Here is a 17,132-nt window from a genome sequence, read left to right as displayed (position 1 = left end):
TGTCCTGACTTGGGTCAGCGATTCCTTGGAGGCGCGCGGCGCACGGCCGCCCGCACGGCGCGCGGCGCGTCGCCATCGACGGTGGTCACGCCGCGCAGACGCATGGCGTAGCCATCGGGATGGCGCAGGTCGGCCGACTCCAGCGCGTCGGGCCGGCGCCCGTACTGCGCCGCCACGCGTGCCACGGTGCGCACGAAGCGCCTCGTGCGTGCCTCGACTTCTTCCGGCGTGCCGCCGCCGAGCTCCAGCGCCGCACCGCCCGACAGCGACGCCCGCCAGCTGCCGCGCGTGGACAGTTCCAGCGTCGCGAGATGCGCGCCCAGCGGCTCCACCACCGGGGCGAGCCGCTGGTACATGCGCATCACCGCTTCCGACTGGCCCTGCGGGCCCTGCAGGCGGGGCAATCCGTCGTCTTCGAGATCGTCGGCGCTGGCTTCGAAGACTTCGCCGCGGGTACTGAGCAGGGTCGAACCCTCCTCCGGCCCCCAGTAGGCGAAGGCGTCGTGCTCCTGCAGCTCCACGCGCAGGCCGTTGGGGAACTCGCGCCGCACCAGCGCGCGGCGCACCCACGGCACCTGCTCGAACGCTTCGCGCACGGCGGCCAGGTCCATGGTGAAGAAGTTGCCCACCAGGTGCGGGCCGACGTTGGCGCGCAGCGTCACCGCATTGTTGTGGACCAGTTCGCCCTGCACCACGATGCGCCCGATCGCGAACATCGGGTGGTGCCGCGCCCACGACCCGACCGCCACCAGCACGGCCACGGCGCAGCCCGCGAACAGGACCGTCGCGGTCCAGTTCATGAGCTTCACGTCCAGCGGTGCGGGCAGCGTGTTCGTGGTCATGCGGCTCCCGGATGCCCTGCGGCGTCCACCTGGCCCTGGCGCGCGTCGAGCGACGCCCCCGCCAGGATGCGCAGGCACAGTTCCTCGTAGCTCACGCCCATGGCGCGCGCCGACATGGGCACCAGCGAATGGCCGGTCATGCCGGGGGAGGTGTTGATCTCCAGCAGGAAGGGCTTGCGGTCGCTCGCGCGGATCATGATGTCGGCGCGGGCCCAGCCGCGGCACTGCAGCGTGCGGAACGCCTCCACCACCAGGCGCTGGATCTCGCGCTCCTCCTGCTCGGGCAGGCCGCAGGGGCAGTGGTACTGCGTGACGTCGGTGAAGTACTTGTTCTGGTAGTCGTAGTTGCCCTCGGGCGCCACGATACGGATCACCGGCAGCGCATGCGCGCCCGCGCCCTGGCCCAGCACGGGGCAGGTGGTTTCCTCGCCCTCGATGAATTGCTCGCACAGCACCTCGGGGTCGTAGCGCGAGGCCAGGCGGTAGGCCTGCTCGCACTGTCCGGGCGAGGTGACCTTGGTCAGTCCGATGGTGGAGCCTTCGCGCGAGGGCTTGACGATCATGGGCGAGCCCAGGTCCTCCAGCGCCTGCGCGGTCTCGGCAGCGCTCGACACCAGCCGCCAGTCCGGCGTGGGCAGGCCCTCGAAGCGCCAGATGCGCTTGGTCATGATCTTGTCCATGGCGATGGCCGACGCCATCACGCCCGGTCCGGTATAGGGAATGCCCAGCAGCTCCAGCGCGCCCTGCACGGTGCCGTCCTCGCCATGCCGGCCGTGCAGTGCGATGAAGCAGCGCGCGTAGCCGTGGCTCTTGAGCTCCGACAGGTCGGACTGGGACGGATCGAAGGCATGCGCGTCCACGCCGCGCGCACGCAGCGCCTGCAGCACGCCGCCGCCGGACATGAGCGAAACCTCCCGCTCGGCGGAGTCGCCGCCCATCAGCACGGCCACCTTGCCCAGCGCCCGCACGTCGATTTCGGTTTCAGGTAAGCCCGCGGCCATCACCGATCCTCCTGCATCGCCGGCACGTCCGTGCGCAGCATCTCCACCACCTTCGCGGGCACGGCGCCGATCGAGCCGGCCCCCATGCACAGCACCACGTCGCCGCCGCGCGCGTTGTCCGCGATGCGCCGCGGCAGCTCGCCGATGTCGTCCACGAAGACGGGCTCCACCTGCCCGGCCACGCGCACCGCGCGGGCGAGCGAACGGCCGTCGGCCGCCACGATGGGCGCCTCGCCGGCCGCATAGACCTCGGTGAGCAGCACGGCGTCGGCGCTGCCCATCACCTTCACGAAGTCCTCGAAACAGTCGCGTGTGCGGCTGTAGCGGTGCGGCTGGAAGGCCAGCACGAGGCGGCGGCCCGGGAACGCGCCGCGCGCCGCGGCGAGCGTGGCCGTCATTTCCACGGGATGGTGGCCGTAGTCCTCGATCAGGGTGAAGGTGCCGCCGCCCTGCGCGGGCAGCTCGCCGTAGCGCTGGAAGCGCCGGCCCACGCCCTTGAACTGCGCGAGCGCACGCAGCAGCGCCTCGTCGGGAATGTTCAGTTCCACCGCCACGGCGATCGCCGACAGCGCGTTGAGCACGTTGTGCTCGCCGGCGAGGTTCAGCACCACGTCGAGGTCGGGCAGCGTCACGCCGTTGCGGCGCTGCACGCGGAAGCGCATGCGGCCCGCGTCGGCGCGCACGTCCACCGCGCGCACCTGGGCATCCTCGGAGAAGCCGTAGCTCGTGACCGGGCAGGTCACGTCGGGCAGGATCTCGCGGATGGCGGGGTTGTCGGTGCAGAGGATGGCCGTGCCGTAGAACGGCATGCGGTGCAGGAAGTCCACGAAGGCCGACTTCAGCCGGCCGAAGTCGTGGCCGTAGGTTTCCATGTGGTCGGCGTCGATGTTCGTCACCACCGCCATCACGGGCAGCAGGTTGAGGAAGGATGCATCGGATTCGTCGGCCTCCACCACGATGTACTCGCCCTGCCCCAGCTTGGCGTTCGCGCCCGCGCTGTTGAGGCGCCCGCCGATCACGAAGGTCGGGTCCAGCCCCGCTTCCGCGAGCACGCTGGTCACGAGGCTGGTGGTGGTGGTTTTGCCGTGGGTGCCGGCGATCGCGATGCCGCGCTTGAGGCGCATCAGCTCCGCCAGCATCAGGGCGCGCGGCACCACGGGAATCTTGCGTTCGCGCGCGGCGATCACCTCGGGGTTGTCGGACTGCACGGCGGTGGAGGTGACCACCGCGTCGGCGCCCTCGATGTGCGCGGCCGCATGGCCCACGTGGGTGGCGATGCCCAGCGCGGCCAGGCGGCGCAGCGTGGCGCTGTCGGCGAGGTCGGAGCCCGAGATCTCGTAGCCCAGGTTGAACAGCACTTCGGCGATGCCGCACATGCCGGCGCCCCCGAGTCCCACGAAATGGATGTGGCGGATGGCGTGCTTCATGCGGTCAATTCCTCGCACGCGTTCGCCACCTCGCGGGTGGCGTGTATCTTCTGCATCGTCTTGGCTTTCAGCGCGCGCTCCAACAGCGCTTCGCGCTCCGTATTTTGTAGCAATTGCGCCAGCGCCTCGGCGGAGAGGTCGCGCTGCTGCACGAGCCATCCACCGCCGGCGTCGGCGAGGAAGCGGGCGTTGGCCGTCTGGTGGTCGTCCACCGCGTGCGGGAAGGGCACGAAGACGGCCGCCGCGCCCACGGCGGCGATCTCGGTCACCGTGCTCGCGCCCGCGCGGCAGACGATGAGGTCGGCCTCGGCGAACGCGGTGGCGGTGTCGTCGATGAAAGGGGTGAGCGTGGCCTCGACGCCCGCGGCGGCGTAGTTCGCGCGCAGCGCGTCGATCTGGGCGGTGCCGCTCTGGTGGGTGACCACCGGGCGGCGCTCCGCGGGAATGAGGGCCAGCGCCTGCGGCACGATGTCGTTGAGCGCCTTGGCGCCCAGGCTGCCGCCCACCACCAGCAGGCGCAGCGGGCCGCCGCGGCCGGCGAAGCGCGCCTGCGGATCGGCCTGGCGCGTGAAGGCGGTACGCAGCGGGTTGCCGACCCAGGCGCCCTTGCGCAGCGCGCCGGGAAAGGCGGTGAAGACCCGGTCGGCCACGCCGGCCAGCACCTTGTTGACCAGGCCGGCCACGGAATTCTGCTCGTGCACCACGAGCGGCTTGCCGCAGAGCACGGCCATCATGCCGCCGGGGAAGGTGACATAGCCGCCCAGCCCCACGACCACGTCGGGCTGCACGCGCCGCACCACCGCGAGTGCCTGCCAGAACGCACGCAGCAGCCGCAGCGGCAGCAGCGCCAGCGTGGCCAGGCCCTTGCCGCGCACGCCCGAGAAGTCGATCGGCTCGAAGGCGAAGCCCTGCGGCGGCACGATGCGCGACTCCATGCTGCCGGGCGTGCCCAGCCAGTGCACTTTCCAGCCGCGCGCACGCAGCTCTTCCGCCACAGCCAGGCCGGGGAAGATGTGGCCGCCGGTGCCGCCGGCCATCACGAGGGCGGTCCTGGGGGTGCTCATACGCGGCCTCCGCGCATGGCGCTGCGCGCCTCACCACGCTGGCGCGTGGCGAGTGCATTGTTTTGGCGAAACAAGCACCTCATACGCGGCCTCCGCGCATGAGGTGCTTGTTTTCATAATCCACCCGCAGCACCACCGCGATCGCGACGAGGTTCATGAGGATGGCCGAGCCGCCGAAGCTCATGAGCGGCAGGGTCAGGCCCTTGGTGGGCAGGGCACCGAGGTTCACGCCCATGTTGATGAAGGCCTGGAAGCCCATCCAGATCGCCACGCCCTGCGCGACGAGGCCCGCGAAGACGCGGTCCAGGGCGATGGCCTGGCGGCCGATGTGCATGATGCGGCGCGTCATCCAGAAGAACAGCGCGATCACGACCAGCACGCCGACGAGGCCGAATTCCTCGCCGATCACGGCGAGCAGGAAGTCGGTGTGGGCTTCGGGCAGCCAGTGCAGCTTCTCCACGCTGCCGCCCAGGCCGACGCCGAAGATCTCGCCGCGGCCGATGGCGATGAGCGAGTGCGACAGCTGGTAGCCCTTGCCGAGCGCGTGCGCCTCGCTGAAGGGGTCGAGGTAGGCGAAGATCCGCTCGCGCCGCCAGGGGCTGCCCATGACCATGATGGCGAAGGCCAGCACCAGCACGGCGGCGATGAGGAAGAACATGCGGGCGTTGACGCCGCCCAGGAACAGGATGCCCATGGCGATGATGGCGATCACCATGAAGGCACCCATGTCGGGTTCGGCCAGCAGCAGCACGCCCACGACCGCCACCGCCACGCCCATGGGCAGCACGGCGCGGAAGAAGCGCTCCTTCACTTCCATCTTGCGGACCATGTAGTCGGCCGCGTAGATCAGCACCGCGAACTTGGCGAGCTCGGAGGGCTGGAAATTCATGATGCCCAACGACAGCCAGCGCCGCGCGCCGTTGACCACCGTCCCCACGTGCGGCACGAGCACGGCCACCAGCAGCACGATGGAAACGATGAACAGCCAGGGCGCGACGCGCTCCCAGACGGACATGGGCACCTGGAAGGTGAGCAGCGCCGCGACGAAGCCCATCGCCAGCGCGATGATGTGGCGCATGAGGAAATGGGTGGGCGCGATCTTGCCGAAGCGCGGGTTGTCCGGCATGGCGATGGAGGCCGAATACACCATGACCAGCCCCCAGGCCAGCAGCGCCACCACCACCCAGAGCAGGGCCTGGTCGAACCCGAGCACGCGCGCCGGGGTGGTCGTGGTCTGGCGGTATTCCGTGCCGCCCACGCGCACGGGCAGCACGTCGGCCGCGGGCGAGGCGCCGCGCCCGAACCAGCCGGCGATCCGGTGGCGCAGGCCTCGCGACGAAGATGCAGCAGCGCCCGCGTTCATGCCAGCCCCCCTTCCAGCGCCTGTCCGGCCTCGTCCGCGAGCGTCTGCACGGCCTCGCGGAACACCTCGGCGCGGTGTTCGTAGTTGCGGAACATGTCGAAGCTCGCGCAGGCGGGCGACATCAGCACCGCGTCGCCCGCATGGGCCCGCTGCGCGGCCAGGCGCACGGCCTCCGGCAGCGTGGGCGCGTCGATGAGCGGCACGCCCGCGTCCCGCAGGGCCGCGCGGATCTGCGGCCCGTCGCGGCCGATGAGCACGGCGGCGCGCACATAGCGCGACACGGGCATGGCCAGCGGCGAGAAGTCCTGGCCCTTGCCGTCGCCGCCGAGGATCACCACGACGCGGCGGTCGGCACCCAGGCCGCCCAGCGCGGCCACCGTGGCGCCCACGTTGGTGCCCTTGCTGTCGTCGAAATACTCCACCTCGTTCACCCGGCCCACGGGCTCCACGCGGTGCGGCTCGCCGCGGTACTCGCGCAGGGCGTAGAGCATGGGCGCGAACGCGCAGCCGGCCGCGTGCGCGAGCGCCAGCGCGGCCAGCGCGTTCACGGCGTTGTGGCGGCCGCGGATGCGCAGCGCGTCGGCCGGTATCAGGCGCTGGATGTGCAGATCTTCCTCGGCGTGGCTGCGCGTGCGCCTCGCCGTCTCGTCGGACTCCTGCGCGCGCACCAGCCAGGCCATGCCGTTCACGGTCTCGATGCCGAAGTCCCCCGGACGCTGGGGCATGTCCGCCCCGAACGTCACATGGGCGCGCAATTGCGGCTTCTGCAGCTTCACGCGCACGGGCGGCGGCAGCATGCCCATCACGACGGCGTCCTCGCGGTTGAGCACCATGAGGCCGGATTCGCCGAAGATCCGGGCCTTGGCCCGCGCATAGGCCTGCATGTCGCCGTGCCAGTCGAGGTGGTCCTGCGTGACGTTGAGCACGGTCGCAGCGGTGGGCTCGAAGCCGGCCGCCCCTTCGAGCTGGAAACTGGAGAGTTCCAGCACCCAGGCCTGCGGCAGGGTGTCGGCGTCCAGGTGGCGGCCCAGCGTGTCGAGCAGGGTCGGGCCGATGTTGCCGGCCACGGCCACGGAGCGGCCCGCGCATTCGACGAGCAGGCCCGTGAGCGAGGTCACCGTGGTCTTGCCGTTGGTGCCGGTGATGGCCAGCACCGCGGGCGCGTAGCCATGGGAGGCCTTGAGCGCATCCAGCGCCATGGCGAAAAGGCCGAGCTCGCCACCCGTGACGATGCCTTCGGCGGCGGCCGCGACGAACACGGGTGCCACCGCCTCGGGCGCCAGGCCCGGCGAGCGATAGACGGCATGCAGGCCGTGGCCCTGCACCAGCGCCGGGTCGAACGCTCCTGGAACGAAGCGCACGCCGGGCAGTTCGGACTGCAGCACCGCCAATTGGGGCGGTGCCTCGCGGGTATCGGCCACGGTCACGTCCTCGGCGCCGCAGCGCACGCACCAGCGCGCCATGGCCAGGCCCGAGGCGCCCAGGCCCAGGATGAGGATGCGGCGGCCCGCCAGGGGGCGCAGCGTGTCCGCCGGCCGGCCCAGGGGTTCAGCGGGCTCGTCTCCATCCGCAGGGGCCTGCGCGCCGACAGCCTCGCCCACGGGGGCCTCGCCCGCATCGGCGGCGCCGGCTGCCGGGGATGCCTCGGCCTGGACGTCCGCGAAGATCCGGGCCACGAACTCCGCGGCCTCCTGCGCGGCGGAAACGCGCGGCGCGGTCATGTCGAAACCGTCCGCCAGCGCCGCTGGCTGCTCGGTGGGCTCTGCCACCGGCTCCGGACTGCTTTGCGCCTCCACGGCAGCCGGCGCGCCGGCGGCTTCGGTGGCGTGCGCTGGCGCGCCCTCCCCGGCCGGGCTTTCAGCTGCCGCGCTCCCGGCTTCCAGGCTTTCGGCCGGCGCGGGCGCCTCCTGCGCCACGGCGGCAGGGAGCGGCCATGGCGCGGCACCGGCGTCCAGGAGGGCGCCGGTGGCGGGATGGAGGTCGCGATCGGTCGGGTTCATCGCAGCTTGAGCGTGGTGAGGCCGATCAGGCACAGCAGCATGGTGATGATCCAGAAACGCACGACGACCTGCGTCTCTTTCCAGCCGCTCTTCTCGAAATGGTGGTGCAGCGGCGCCATCTTGAGCAGGCGCCGGCCTTCGCCGTACCGGCGCTTGGTGTACTTGAACCAGGTGACCTGCAGCATCACCGAGAGCGCCTCGACCACGAAGATGCCGCCCATGATGGCCAGCACGATTTCCTGGCGCACGATGATGGCGATGGTGCCCAGCGCGCCGCCGAGCGCGAGCGCGCCCACGTCGCCCATGAATACCTGGGCCGGATGGGTGTTGAACCACAGGAATGCGAGCCCCGCGCCGGCCATGGCCGAGCAGAAGATCAGCAGCTCGCCCGCGCCCGCGATGTAGGGAAAGAGCAGGTACTTGGAATAGACCGCGCTGCCCGTCACGTACGCGAAGACGCCGAGGGACGCGCCCACCATGACGACCGGCATGATCGCGAGGCCGTCCAGCCCGTCCGTCAGGTTCACCGCGTTGCTCGAACCCACGATGACGAGGTAGGTCAGGATCACGAAGCCGAGCACGCCCAGCGGGTAGCTCACTTCCTTGAAGAACGGCACCAGCAGGCCCGCCTGGGGCGGCAGGTCCATCGAGAAGCCCGACTGGATCCAGGTGACGAACAGCTCGAACACGCGCGCGTTGGAGTTCTCGGAGATGCAGAACACGAGGTAGAGCGCGGCCACGATGCCGATGACGGACTGCCAGAAATACTTCTCGCGCGAGCGCATGCCCTCCGGATCCTTGCGCACGACCTTGCGCCAGTCGTCCACCCAGCCGATGGCGCCGAAGCCCAGGGTGACGGCCAGCACCACCCAGACGAAGCGGTTGGACAGGTCGAACCACAGCAGCGTGGAGATGGCGATGGCGCCCAGGATGAGCACGCCGCCCATGGTGGGCGTGCCGCTCTTGGACAGGTGCGACTCCATCGCGTAGCCGCGGATCGGCTGGCCGATCTTGAGCGCGGTGAGCATGCGGATCACCTTCGGGCCCGCCAGGAGCCCGATGAGCAGCGCCGTCATGGCCGCCATCACCGCGCGGAAGGTCAGGTACTGGAAGACGCGGAAGAAGCCGAATTCGGGCGACAGGCCCTGCAGCCACTGGGAGAGCATCAGGAGCATGCGGTGTCCCTCCCGGCGATGGCGGCGCGCGCCGCGCCCGGCACGCCCGGGCCGTCCGGCCGATGGCGTTCCTGCGCCAACACGTCCGGCGCTTCGAGCGCCTGCACCACCTGTTCCATCTTCATGAACCGCGATCCCTTCACCAGCACGCTGCCCGACTCGGGCGCGGCCTTGCGCACCGCCGCGAGCAGCGATGCCATGTCGTCGAAATGCCGTGCCTGCGGCCCGAAGGCCTGCACGGCGTGAATGCCGAGCGCTCCCAGCGCGAACAGGCGGCCGATGCCGCGCTCGCGAGCGTGCCCGCCCGCCTCCGCGTGGAACTGCGGGCCCTGGTCGCCCACTTCCCCCATGTCGCCCATCACCAGCAATTGCGGGCCGGGCAGTTCGGCCAGCACGTCGATGGCCGCGCGCATGGAATCGGGGTTGGCGTTGTACGTGTCGTCCACCGCCGTGATCCGCCGCGGCGCTCCGCCCGGCTGCGCCACGGTGGCGACGAAGGCGCGCGAACGCCCCTTGACGGGTTCGAAAGCCGCGAGGCCGCGCGCGATGGCGTCCAGCGGGGCACCCGCGGCCAGCGCGCAGGCCGTGGCGGCCAGCGCATTGGCCACGTTGTGGCGCCCCGCGATGCGCAGAGTGCCATCGAACGCGCCTTGCGGCGTGTCGATCTGTACGTTCCAGGCGCCGGTCTCCCAGCGCGCATCCGTGCAGCGCACGTCCGCCGCCACGCCGGCCCGGTCGCAGAACGTGAGGCACCGGCGGGTGCCGGCCAGTCCGCGCCAGAGCGGCGCATAGGTGTCCGCGGCCGGGAACACGGCCACGCCATCGGGAGGCAGCGCGGAGATCACCGAACCGTTCTCCTCCGCCACCGCCTGCACCGTGTGCATGAACTCGAGGTGCTCGCGCTGGGCGTTGTTGACCAGCGCGACCGTGGGCCGAGCGATGCCGGCCAGCACCGCGATCTCGCCCGGGTGGTTCATGCCGAGCTCGATCACCGCGGCCTCGTGCGCGTCGCGCAGGCGCAGCAGCATGAGCGGCACGCCGATGTCGTTGTTGAAGTTGCCTTGCGTTGCAAATGCGGCGTCGCCCTTCCAGGCGCGCAGCACCGACGCGATCATCTGGGTGACGGTGGTCTTGCCGTTGCTGCCCGTGACGCCGACCAGGGGCAGGTCGAGGCGCGCGCGCCAGCCCGCCGCCAGCGCGCCCAGGGCGGCCAGGGTGTCGGGCACCTCGATGCCGGGCAGTCCCGCGGCGAGCCGGCCCGGGTGGGCCAGGGCCGCTGCCGCGCCGCCCGCACGCGCCTGCGCGAGGAAATCGTTGGCATCGAAGCGTTCGCCGCGCAGCGCCACGAACAGGTCGCCCGCCTGCAGCGTGCGCGTGTCGGTGTGCACGCGCAGAAGGGGCGTGCCTGGCTCGCCCACGAGGCGCGCCCGCGGGATGCGGGCCTGCACGAGGGCATGGGCCTGCTGCAGCGTGAGCATGGGAGTGCCGCTCATGCCGTGCCCCCCGCGTCCCCGCCGGCCGCGGACTCGCGCCGCGCCAGCGCGGCGCGCGCATGGGCGGCGTCCGAGAAAGGCCGGCGCACGCCCGCGGTCTCCTGGTAGTCCTCGTGTCCCTTGCCCGCGATGAGCACCACGTCGCGCCCGTCCGCGTCGGCGATGGCGCGCGCGATGGCGGCATCGCGCTCGGGCTCGGCCTGCACCGTGGTGCCGGCCACCGTGCCCAGCAGGATCTCGTGCAGGATGGCGCCCGGCGCCTCGTTGCGTGGGTTGTCGCTGGTCACGATCACCGCGTCGGCGCGCTGCTGCGCGATGCGGCCCATGAGCGGCCGCTTGGCCCGGTCGCGGTTGCCGCCGCAGCCGAAAACGCACCACAGCCGCCCGCCGCGCTGCTCCGCCACGGGGCGCAGCGCCTGCAGGGCCTGCTCGAGCGCATCGGGCGTGTGGGCATAGTCCACGGCCACCAGCGGCTGGCCCGGCTCGTGGATGAGCTCCATGCGGCCGGGCACGGGCGCGAGCTGCGCGCAGGCCCAGAGCGCGTGCTCCAGCGGAATGCCCAGCGCGCGCAGGCTGGCGACCACGGCGAGCAGGTTGTGGATGTTGTAGTGGCCGATCACGCGCGTCTGCAGCACGTGGGCCTGCACGCCTTCGGCCACCGTGAAGCGCAGGCCGCCCTCGCCCCACGTGACGTCGCGGGCCTGCAGCCGGGCCGGGCCGGTGATCGAGGTGGTCCAGAGGTCGATCGGGCGCTGCGCGAGCGTGTCCGACAGTTCACCGCCGCGCGGATCGTCGATGTTCACGACCGCCGCCTGCAGTCCTGGCCAGTCGAAGAGCGCGCTCTTGGCCTGCCAGTAGGCCGCCATGCCCGCGTGGTAGTCCAGGTGGTCCTGCGTGAAGTTGGTGAATACGGCCACGCGCAGGCGCATGCCCGCGAGGCGGTGCTCCGCGAGCCCGATGGAGGACGCCTCGATGGCGCAGGCGCCCAGCCCGTTGGCCACGAAACCGGCGAAGGCCTGCTGCAGCCGCACGGGATCGGGCGTGGTCAGGCCCGTGCCCTGCAGCGAGGGCGGCACGCCCACGCCCAGGGTGCCGATCAGGCCGCAGCCGCCATGGGTGGCCAGCCCGCTGCCTGCGAGCAGGTTGAGCGCATCGGCGATCCACCAGGTGGTGCTGGTCTTGCCGTTGGTGCCGGTCACCGCCACCACGTCCAGGCGCTGCGTGGGCATGCCGAACCAGTCGGCGGCCAGCAGGCCGGTGGCCGCCTTGAGGTCGCGCAGCGCCGCCACGCCTTCGGCGCCGAAGCGGAAGGCCTCCACGCCTTCGCGCTCCACCAGGCAGGCCGCCGCGCCGCGCGCGAGGGCCTCGCCCACGTGCATGCGGCCATCGGTGGCAGCGCCGGGCCAGGCGATGAAGATGTCGCCAGGCTCGACCTGGCGGCTGTCCGTGCGCAGCGCACCCTGCGGGGCATGGGCGCGCAGCCACTCCAGCGCCTCCGGCACGGAGCCGAGCAGCGGGGGCGTGGGATGCCCTGATGGGGATTGGGGCTCGGTCATAGCGACTCCTCCACGCCGTTGGAGACGATCCGGGGCTTGACGGCCATGTCCGGCGGCACGCCCATCATGCGCAGCGTCTGCTGCACGACCTCACTGAACACCGGCGCGGCCACGGCCCCGCCGTAGAACACGCCGTTGCTGGGCTCGTCGATCATCACCGCGACGATGATGCGCGGCTTCTCGATGGGCGCGAGGCCCGTGAACCACGCACGGTACTTGCCGGAGGCGTAGGTCTTGCCGATCTGCTTGCGCGCCGTGCCCGACTTGCCGCCCACGGAGTAGCCCACGGTCTGCGCCTGCTGGCCCGTGCCCCCGGGGCCCGCGGCCATCTGCAGCATCTTGCGGATCTGCGCGGCCGTGCGCGGGGAGAACACCGGCACGCCCACCGCGGGCTCGTGGGTCTTGAGCATGGTGGCGGGAATGATCTTGCCGTCGTTGGCGAACACGGTATAGGAGCGCGCCATCTGCAGCAGGCTGGCCGAGAGGCCGTAGCCGTAGGACATGGTGGCCTGCTCCACCGGGCGCCAGGTCTTGTAGGGGCGCAGGCGCCCCGTCACCACGCCGGGAAAGTGGATCTGCGGCTTCTGGCCGAAACCCGCGGCGGAGAAGGTCTCCCACATCTCCTTGGCGGGCATCTGCATGGCGATCTTGGTCGTGCCCACGTTGCTGGACTTCTGGATCACGCCCTCCACCGTGAGCACGCCGTGGTTGCTCGTGTCGGAGATGGTGGAGCCCGTGATCGTGACGCGCCCGGGATTGGTGTCGATGATGGTGTCGGGCCGCACGCGGCCGGTCTCGAGCGCGAGGCCGATGGTGAAGGGCTTCATGGTCGAGCCGGGCTCGAACACGTCGGTGATCGCGCGGTTGCGCAACTGCTCACCGGTCAGGTTCTGCCGCTTGTCGGGCACGTAGCTCGGGTAGTTGGCCAGCGCCAGCAGCTCGCCCGTGTGCGCATCGATCACGACCACGCTGCCCGCCTTGGCCTTGTGCAGCGCCACCTGGTCGCGCAGCTTCTGGTAGGCGAAGAACTGCACCTTGCTGTCGATCGACAGCTGCATGTCCTTGCCGTCCACGGGCGGCACTTCGGCGCCCACGCCCTCCACGACACGACCCATGCGGTCCTTGATGACGCGGCGCGACCCGGGCTTGCCCGCCAGGTCCTTGTCGAAGGCGAGTTCCACGCCCTCCTGGCCGTGGTCCTCCACGTTGGTGAAGCCCACCACGTGAGCGGCGGCTTCGCCCTCGGGGTACTGGCGCTTGTATTCCTTGCGCTGGTAGATGCCCTTGATGTCGAGGGCGGCGATCTTCTGGCCCACCTCCCAGTCGAGCTGGCGCTTGATCCAGACGAAGGTCTTGTCCTCGTCGGCCAGCTTCGCCTTCAGGGCCGGCAGCGGCATCTCCAGCAGTTTGGCCAACTGGGGCAGCTTGGCCTGCACCTCGGGCTTGTCCTGCTCCACGTCTTCCGGAATGGCCCAGATGCTGGCGGCCGGCACGCTGGAGGCCAGGATCAGCCCGTTGCGGTCCAGGATGCGGCCGCGGTTGGCGGGCAGCTCCAGCGTGCGCGCGAAGCGCACTTCGCCCTGCCGCTGGAAGAAGTCGTTGCCGAACACCTGCACGTACGCCGCGCGCCCGGCCAGCGCGAGGAAGCCCAGCGCCACCATGGCGACGATGAACTTGCTGCGCCAGACGGGCGTCTTGCTCGCGAGCAGCGGGCTGGAGGTGTAGAGGACGCTGCGGCTCATCGGCGAACTCCCGCGGGCGCCGCGGCGGCGGAGGCCGGCGCGGTGGGGGTCGGCACGGGCGTGCCGTCGTCCGTCACGTACTGGGTGATCGCGGGCGTGGCCGTGCGCATCTGCAGCCGGTCGCGCGCGAGCTTCTCCACCCGCAGCGGCGTGGCCTGGGCGCGTTTTTCGACCTGCAGCCGCTGGTGCTCCGTCTCCAGGCGGCGGGACTCTCCGATGGCGCGGTCCAGCTCGGTGAACAGCAGGCGCGACTCGTACTGCGTGTGCACGAGGTAGAGGGCGCTGGCCAGCACGCCCAGCAGCAGCACGAGGCTCAGGCGCGTCATGCCGGCACCTCCGTGCGCTCGGCCACGCGCATCACGGCGCTGCGCGCGCGCGGGTTGGCATCCACCTCGCAGGCGCCCGGCTTGATGCGGTCCAGCGCCTTCAGCCGCATCGGCTGCGGGGCGGCGAAGGGCGCGCGGCGGTCATAGACCTCCCTGGAGTGCTGCGCGATGAACTGCTTGACGATGCGGTCTTCGAGCGAGTGGAAGCTGATGACCGCGAGCCGGCCGCCCGGCGCGAGCACGCGCAGGCTGGCCTCTAGCGCGGCCTGCAGCTCCTCAAGTTCTGCGTTGATGAAAATCCGAAGAGCCTGAAAGGTCCGGGTCGCGGGGTTCTGGCCGGCTTCGCGGGTCTTGACCGCGCCAGCCACGAGCTGGGCCAGCTCGGAAGTGGTGCGCAGCGGGCCGCGCTCCGCGCGCCGAGCAGCAATCGCCTTTGCAATGGGGCCAGCAAACCGTTCTTCACCGTATTCACGAATCACCTCCGCAATCTGCCCCACGTCGGCCGTCGCCAGCCAGTCGGCCACGCTCTCGCCGCGCGTGGTGTCCATGCGCATGTCCAGGGGGCCGTCGAACCGGAAGCTGAAGCCGCGCTCCGGGCTGTCGATCTGCGGCGAACTCACGCCCAGATCCATGAGGATGCCGGCCGCGCTGCGCTCGGGCAGGTCGGCCAGGTGGCGGAAACCCTCGTGCCGAATGGAAAAGCGCGCATCGGTGATGCGCGCTGCTTCGTGGATCGCCTCGGGGTCCTTGTCGAAGGCCACGAGGCGGCCATCCGGCCCGAGCCTCTCCAGTATCCGGCGGGAATGCCCGCCGCGGCCGAAGGTCGCGTCGATCCAGACGCCGGCGGGCGCAGGGCCGGCGCCCCCCAGCAGGGCATCGACCGCCTCGTCCAGCAGGACGGTGGTGTGCAGCAGTGTCGTGGTGTCCGCCATGGCCTTCAGAAAGAAAAGTCCTTGAAGGCTTCGGGCATCTCGCCCTGCATGGCCTGGGCTTCCTGGGCCTCGTAGGTGGCCTTGTCCCAGAGCTCGAAGTGGTGGCCCATGCCCAGCAGCATGGTGTCCTTGGTGATGCCCGCGGCCTGCCGCAGCTCGGGCGCGACGAGCACGCGGCCCGTGCCGTCCATCTCCACGTCCTGGGCGTTGCCCAGGAAGATGCGCTTCCACCATTGGGCGGACATCGGCAGCTCGGCGATGCGCTCGCGGAATTTTTCCCATTCGGGGCGGGGGAAGACCATCAGGCAGCCGTGCGGGTGCTTGGTGATGGTGAGGTGTCCGCCGGCCGTCGCGCTCAGGACGTCACGATGCCGGGTGGGCACGGAAAGCCTACCCTTCGCATCCAGACTCAGCGATGACGCCCCTTGAAACACCGTTAGACCCCGACAGGTTGTCGCCGCCACTACCCGCGAAGAACGGGGTTGGAGGGCACTTTTCACCACTTAATTGCACTTTTTTGCACTGTAGCAGGAAAAGACCCGATCGCACGATCGGGTGCAACAAAGTTTTGCAATGAAATCAACGACTTAGCGCTGATTGCCAACGTATATCGAGGGTGAATCTCCTTCCCGGGCAAGCACTTAGCAAATGCTGTGGAAGTGATACCTTAGGGTCTGGCGCCAACATGGAATGCGCGCAGGCATCCGGCGTCCCGCCGGGCCTTCCGCCCCCATGGCGGCGCCCAAGCGAAACCGCCGCCCGGCGGCTGGCGTCCGGGCGGCGGTGCGAATTGGGAAAAACCTGTGGAAACATCCACAAGTCTGTAGGAAAAGTTCGCTTCTTACAGGATGTAGCGCGAAAGGTCCTCGTTCTGGCTCAGGCTCGCGAGGCGTCCGTCCACGTAGGCGGCATCGACGCGCACGGTCTGGCCGGAGAGTTTCGCGGCGTCGAAGCTCACCTCGTCCAGCAGCCGCTCCATGACCGTGGACAGCCGGCGCGCGCCGATGTTCTCGGTGCGCTCGTTCACCTCGAAGGCGATGTGGGCGAGCCGGGTGATGCCCTCCGGAACGAACTCCAGCGTGACCCCTTCGGTGGCCAGCAGCGCCTGGTACTGCTTCACCAGGGAGGCATGCGTCTGGGTGAGGATGGCCTCGAAATCGCCCACGGAGAGCGACTCCAGCTCGACGCGGATGGGAAAGCGCCCCTGCAGTTCGGGGATCAGGTCGCTCGGCTTGGCCAGGTGGAAGGCCCCGGAGGTGATGAAGAGGATGTGGTCGGTCTTCACCATGCCGTACTTGGTGCTCACGGTGGTGCCTTCCACCAAGGGCAGCAGGTCGCGCTGCACGCCCTGGCGGGAGACGTCGGAGCCGCCGGCCTCCTGGCGCGTGGCGACCTTGTCGATCTCGTCGATGAACACGATGCCGTTCTGCTCGGCGTTCTGCAGGGCGCGCGTCTTGACTTCCTCCTCGTTGACCAGCTTGCCCGCCTCTTCGTCGGTGAGCAGCTTCAGCGCCTCGGCGATCCGCAGCTTGCGCGCCTTGCGGCGCTCGTGGCCCATCTGGCTGAACATGCCGCGCAGCTGCTCGGCCATTTCCTCCATGCCCTGGGGACCCATGATCTCGAGCTGGGGCCGGGCGTCGGCGACGTCGATCTCGATCTCCTTGTCGTCCAGCTGGCCCTCGCGCAGCTTCTTGCGGAACACCTGGCGCGCGGTGCTGTCCGCGGGCTGCTCGCCCGTGCGCGCCGTGGGGATGAGCACGTCGAGGATGCGGTCCTCGGCGGCATCCTCGGCCCGGGCGCGCACTTTCTTCACGTCGGCCTCGCGGGTCTGCTTGACGGCCACCTCGACGAGGTCGCGCACGATGGAGTCCACGTCCTTGCCGACGTAGCCCACCTCGGTGAACTTGGTGGCCTCGACCTTGATGAACGGCGCATCCGCCAGGCGGGCGAGGCGGCGGGCGATTTCCGTCTTGCCCACGCCGGTGGGGCCGATCATGAGGATGTTCTTGGGGGTGATCTCCTGGCGCAGTGCGGGATCGACCTGCTGGCGGCGCCAGCGGTTGCGCAGCGCGATGGCGACGGCGCGCTTGGCGCCCGACTGGCCCACGATGTGGCGGTCGAGCTCGGAGACGATTTCCTGGGGGGTCATGGAAGACATGGTGTTCACTCGGGACGGAACGGGCCGGGAACCGGCAGGAAGGGGACACGGCG

General features: G+C 70.4%; 14 protein-coding genes. All 14 read right to left on the bottom strand.

Going from position 1 to position 17,132, the window contains the following annotated elements:
* Positions 1-14: 14 nt before the first annotated feature.
* The 14 genes from BLR99_RS01680 to hslU all read right to left on the bottom strand — a co-directional run bounded on the left by BLR99_RS01680 (position 15) and on the right by hslU (position 17,079).
* Positions 15-842 carry a cell division protein FtsQ/DivIB gene (locus BLR99_RS01680; RefSeq protein ID WP_046060406.1) on the bottom strand — a complete coding sequence of 276 codons (828 nt, stop codon included), beginning with the start codon at positions 840-842 and terminating at the stop codon, positions 15-17.
* Positions 839-1,843 carry a D-alanine--D-alanine ligase gene (locus BLR99_RS01675; RefSeq protein WP_011793981.1) on the bottom strand — a complete coding sequence of 335 codons (1,005 nt, stop codon included), beginning with the start codon at positions 1,841-1,843 and terminating at the stop codon, positions 839-841. The genes BLR99_RS01680 and BLR99_RS01675 overlap by 4 nt, the downstream gene beginning before the upstream one ends.
* Positions 1,843-3,270 carry a UDP-N-acetylmuramate--L-alanine ligase gene (gene murC, locus BLR99_RS01670; protein WP_046060405.1) on the bottom strand — a complete coding sequence of 476 codons (1,428 nt, stop codon included), beginning with the start codon at positions 3,268-3,270 and terminating at the stop codon, positions 1,843-1,845. Before murC ends, BLR99_RS01675 begins: the two co-directional genes overlap by 1 nt.
* A complete protein-coding gene (gene murG, locus BLR99_RS01665) occupies positions 3,267-4,334 on the bottom strand; it encodes an undecaprenyldiphospho-muramoylpentapeptide beta-N-acetylglucosaminyltransferase (protein WP_046060404.1) in 1,068 nt (355 codons plus the stop codon). The genes murC and murG overlap by 4 nt, the downstream gene beginning before the upstream one ends.
* A gap of 79 nt (positions 4,335-4,413) precedes the next feature.
* Complete coding sequence (ftsW, locus tag BLR99_RS01660; RefSeq protein ID WP_011793978.1) at positions 4,414-5,697, bottom strand: putative lipid II flippase FtsW; 1,284 nt, start codon at positions 5,695-5,697, stop codon at positions 4,414-4,416.
* Positions 5,694-7,697, bottom strand: a complete 2,004-nt coding sequence (gene murD, locus BLR99_RS01655) for a UDP-N-acetylmuramoyl-L-alanine--D-glutamate ligase (RefSeq protein WP_170838009.1) — start codon at positions 7,695-7,697, stop codon at positions 5,694-5,696. The genes ftsW and murD overlap by 4 nt, the downstream gene beginning before the upstream one ends.
* Positions 7,694-8,872, bottom strand: a complete 1,179-nt coding sequence (mraY, locus tag BLR99_RS01650) for a phospho-N-acetylmuramoyl-pentapeptide-transferase (RefSeq protein WP_011793976.1) — start codon at positions 8,870-8,872, stop codon at positions 7,694-7,696. The genes murD and mraY overlap by 4 nt, the downstream gene beginning before the upstream one ends.
* On the bottom strand, positions 8,863-10,365 hold the full coding sequence (locus tag BLR99_RS01645; RefSeq protein WP_046060403.1) for a UDP-N-acetylmuramoyl-tripeptide--D-alanyl-D-alanine ligase: 1,503 nt from the start codon (positions 10,363-10,365) through the stop codon (positions 8,863-8,865). Before BLR99_RS01645 ends, mraY begins: the two co-directional genes overlap by 10 nt.
* The gene (locus BLR99_RS01640) at positions 10,362-11,921 is read right to left on the bottom strand and encodes a UDP-N-acetylmuramoyl-L-alanyl-D-glutamate--2,6-diaminopimelate ligase (RefSeq protein WP_011793974.1); all 1,560 of its coding nucleotides are present in this window, start codon (positions 11,919-11,921) and stop codon (positions 10,362-10,364) included. The genes BLR99_RS01645 and BLR99_RS01640 overlap by 4 nt, the downstream gene beginning before the upstream one ends.
* The gene (locus BLR99_RS01635; RefSeq protein WP_011793973.1) at positions 11,918-13,663 is read right to left on the bottom strand and encodes a peptidoglycan D,D-transpeptidase FtsI family protein; all 1,746 of its coding nucleotides are present in this window, start codon (positions 13,661-13,663) and stop codon (positions 11,918-11,920) included. Before BLR99_RS01635 ends, BLR99_RS01640 begins: the two co-directional genes overlap by 4 nt.
* Positions 13,660-13,989 (bottom strand): cell division protein FtsL, encoded by a 330-nt coding sequence (gene ftsL / locus BLR99_RS01630; RefSeq protein WP_017439497.1) that lies wholly within the window; start codon positions 13,987-13,989, stop codon positions 13,660-13,662. Before ftsL ends, BLR99_RS01635 begins: the two co-directional genes overlap by 4 nt.
* On the bottom strand, positions 13,986-14,921 hold the full coding sequence (gene rsmH / locus BLR99_RS01625; protein ID WP_011793971.1) for a 16S rRNA (cytosine(1402)-N(4))-methyltransferase RsmH: 936 nt from the start codon (positions 14,919-14,921) through the stop codon (positions 13,986-13,988). Before rsmH ends, ftsL begins: the two co-directional genes overlap by 4 nt.
* Before the next feature lie 5 nt (positions 14,922-14,926).
* The gene (gene mraZ / locus BLR99_RS01620) at positions 14,927-15,355 is read right to left on the bottom strand and encodes a division/cell wall cluster transcriptional repressor MraZ (protein ID WP_017438300.1); all 429 of its coding nucleotides are present in this window, start codon (positions 15,353-15,355) and stop codon (positions 14,927-14,929) included.
* Positions 15,356-15,762: 407 nt separating this feature from the next.
* On the bottom strand, positions 15,763-17,079 hold the full coding sequence (gene hslU / locus BLR99_RS01615) for an ATP-dependent protease ATPase subunit HslU (protein ID WP_011793969.1): 1,317 nt from the start codon (positions 17,077-17,079) through the stop codon (positions 15,763-15,765).
* Positions 17,080-17,132 lie beyond the last annotated feature (53 nt).

It is taken from the genome of Paracidovorax citrulli (genome assembly GCF_900100305.1).
In the GTDB taxonomy this organism is placed as follows: Bacteria; Pseudomonadota; Gammaproteobacteria; order Burkholderiales; family Burkholderiaceae_C; genus Paracidovorax; species Paracidovorax citrulli.
The sequence above is the reverse complement of the archived record's forward strand: the minus strand, read 5'-3'. Positions and strand labels throughout refer to the sequence as shown.

What these genes read in the sequence shown, in the direction of transcription:
- BLR99_RS01680 (WP_046060406.1), bottom strand. Translation starts at nt 842, where the DNA reads ATGACCACGAACACGCTGCCCGCACCGCTGGACGTGAAGCTCATGAAC.
- BLR99_RS01675 (WP_011793981.1), bottom strand. Translation starts at nt 1,843, where the DNA reads ATGGCCGCGGGCTTACCTGAAACCGAAATCGACGTGCGGGCGCTGGGC.
- murC (WP_046060405.1), bottom strand. Translation starts at nt 3,270, where the DNA reads ATGAAGCACGCCATCCGCCACATCCATTTCGTGGGACTCGGGGGCGCC.
- murG (WP_046060404.1), bottom strand. Translation starts at nt 4,334, where the DNA reads ATGAGCACCCCCAGGACCGCCCTCGTGATGGCCGGCGGCACCGGCGGC.
- ftsW (WP_011793978.1), bottom strand. Translation starts at nt 5,697, where the DNA reads ATGAACGCGGGCGCTGCTGCATCTTCGTCGCGAGGCCTGCGCCACCGG.
- murD (WP_170838009.1), bottom strand. Translation starts at nt 7,697, where the DNA reads ATGAACCCGACCGATCGCGACCTCCATCCCGCCACCGGCGCCCTCCTG.
- mraY (WP_011793976.1), bottom strand. Translation starts at nt 8,872, where the DNA reads ATGCTCCTGATGCTCTCCCAGTGGCTGCAGGGCCTGTCGCCCGAATTC.
- BLR99_RS01645 (WP_046060403.1), bottom strand. Translation starts at nt 10,365, where the DNA reads ATGAGCGGCACTCCCATGCTCACGCTGCAGCAGGCCCATGCCCTCGTG.
- BLR99_RS01640 (WP_011793974.1), bottom strand. Translation starts at nt 11,921, where the DNA reads ATGACCGAGCCCCAATCCCCATCAGGGCATCCCACGCCCCCGCTGCTC.
- BLR99_RS01635 (WP_011793973.1), bottom strand. Translation starts at nt 13,663, where the DNA reads ATGAGCCGCAGCGTCCTCTACACCTCCAGCCCGCTGCTCGCGAGCAAG.
- ftsL (WP_017439497.1), bottom strand. Translation starts at nt 13,989, where the DNA reads ATGACGCGCCTGAGCCTCGTGCTGCTGCTGGGCGTGCTGGCCAGCGCC.
- rsmH (WP_011793971.1), bottom strand. Translation starts at nt 14,921, where the DNA reads ATGGCGGACACCACGACACTGCTGCACACCACCGTCCTGCTGGACGAG.
- hslU (WP_011793969.1), bottom strand. Translation starts at nt 17,079, where the DNA reads ATGTCTTCCATGACCCCCCAGGAAATCGTCTCCGAGCTCGACCGCCAC.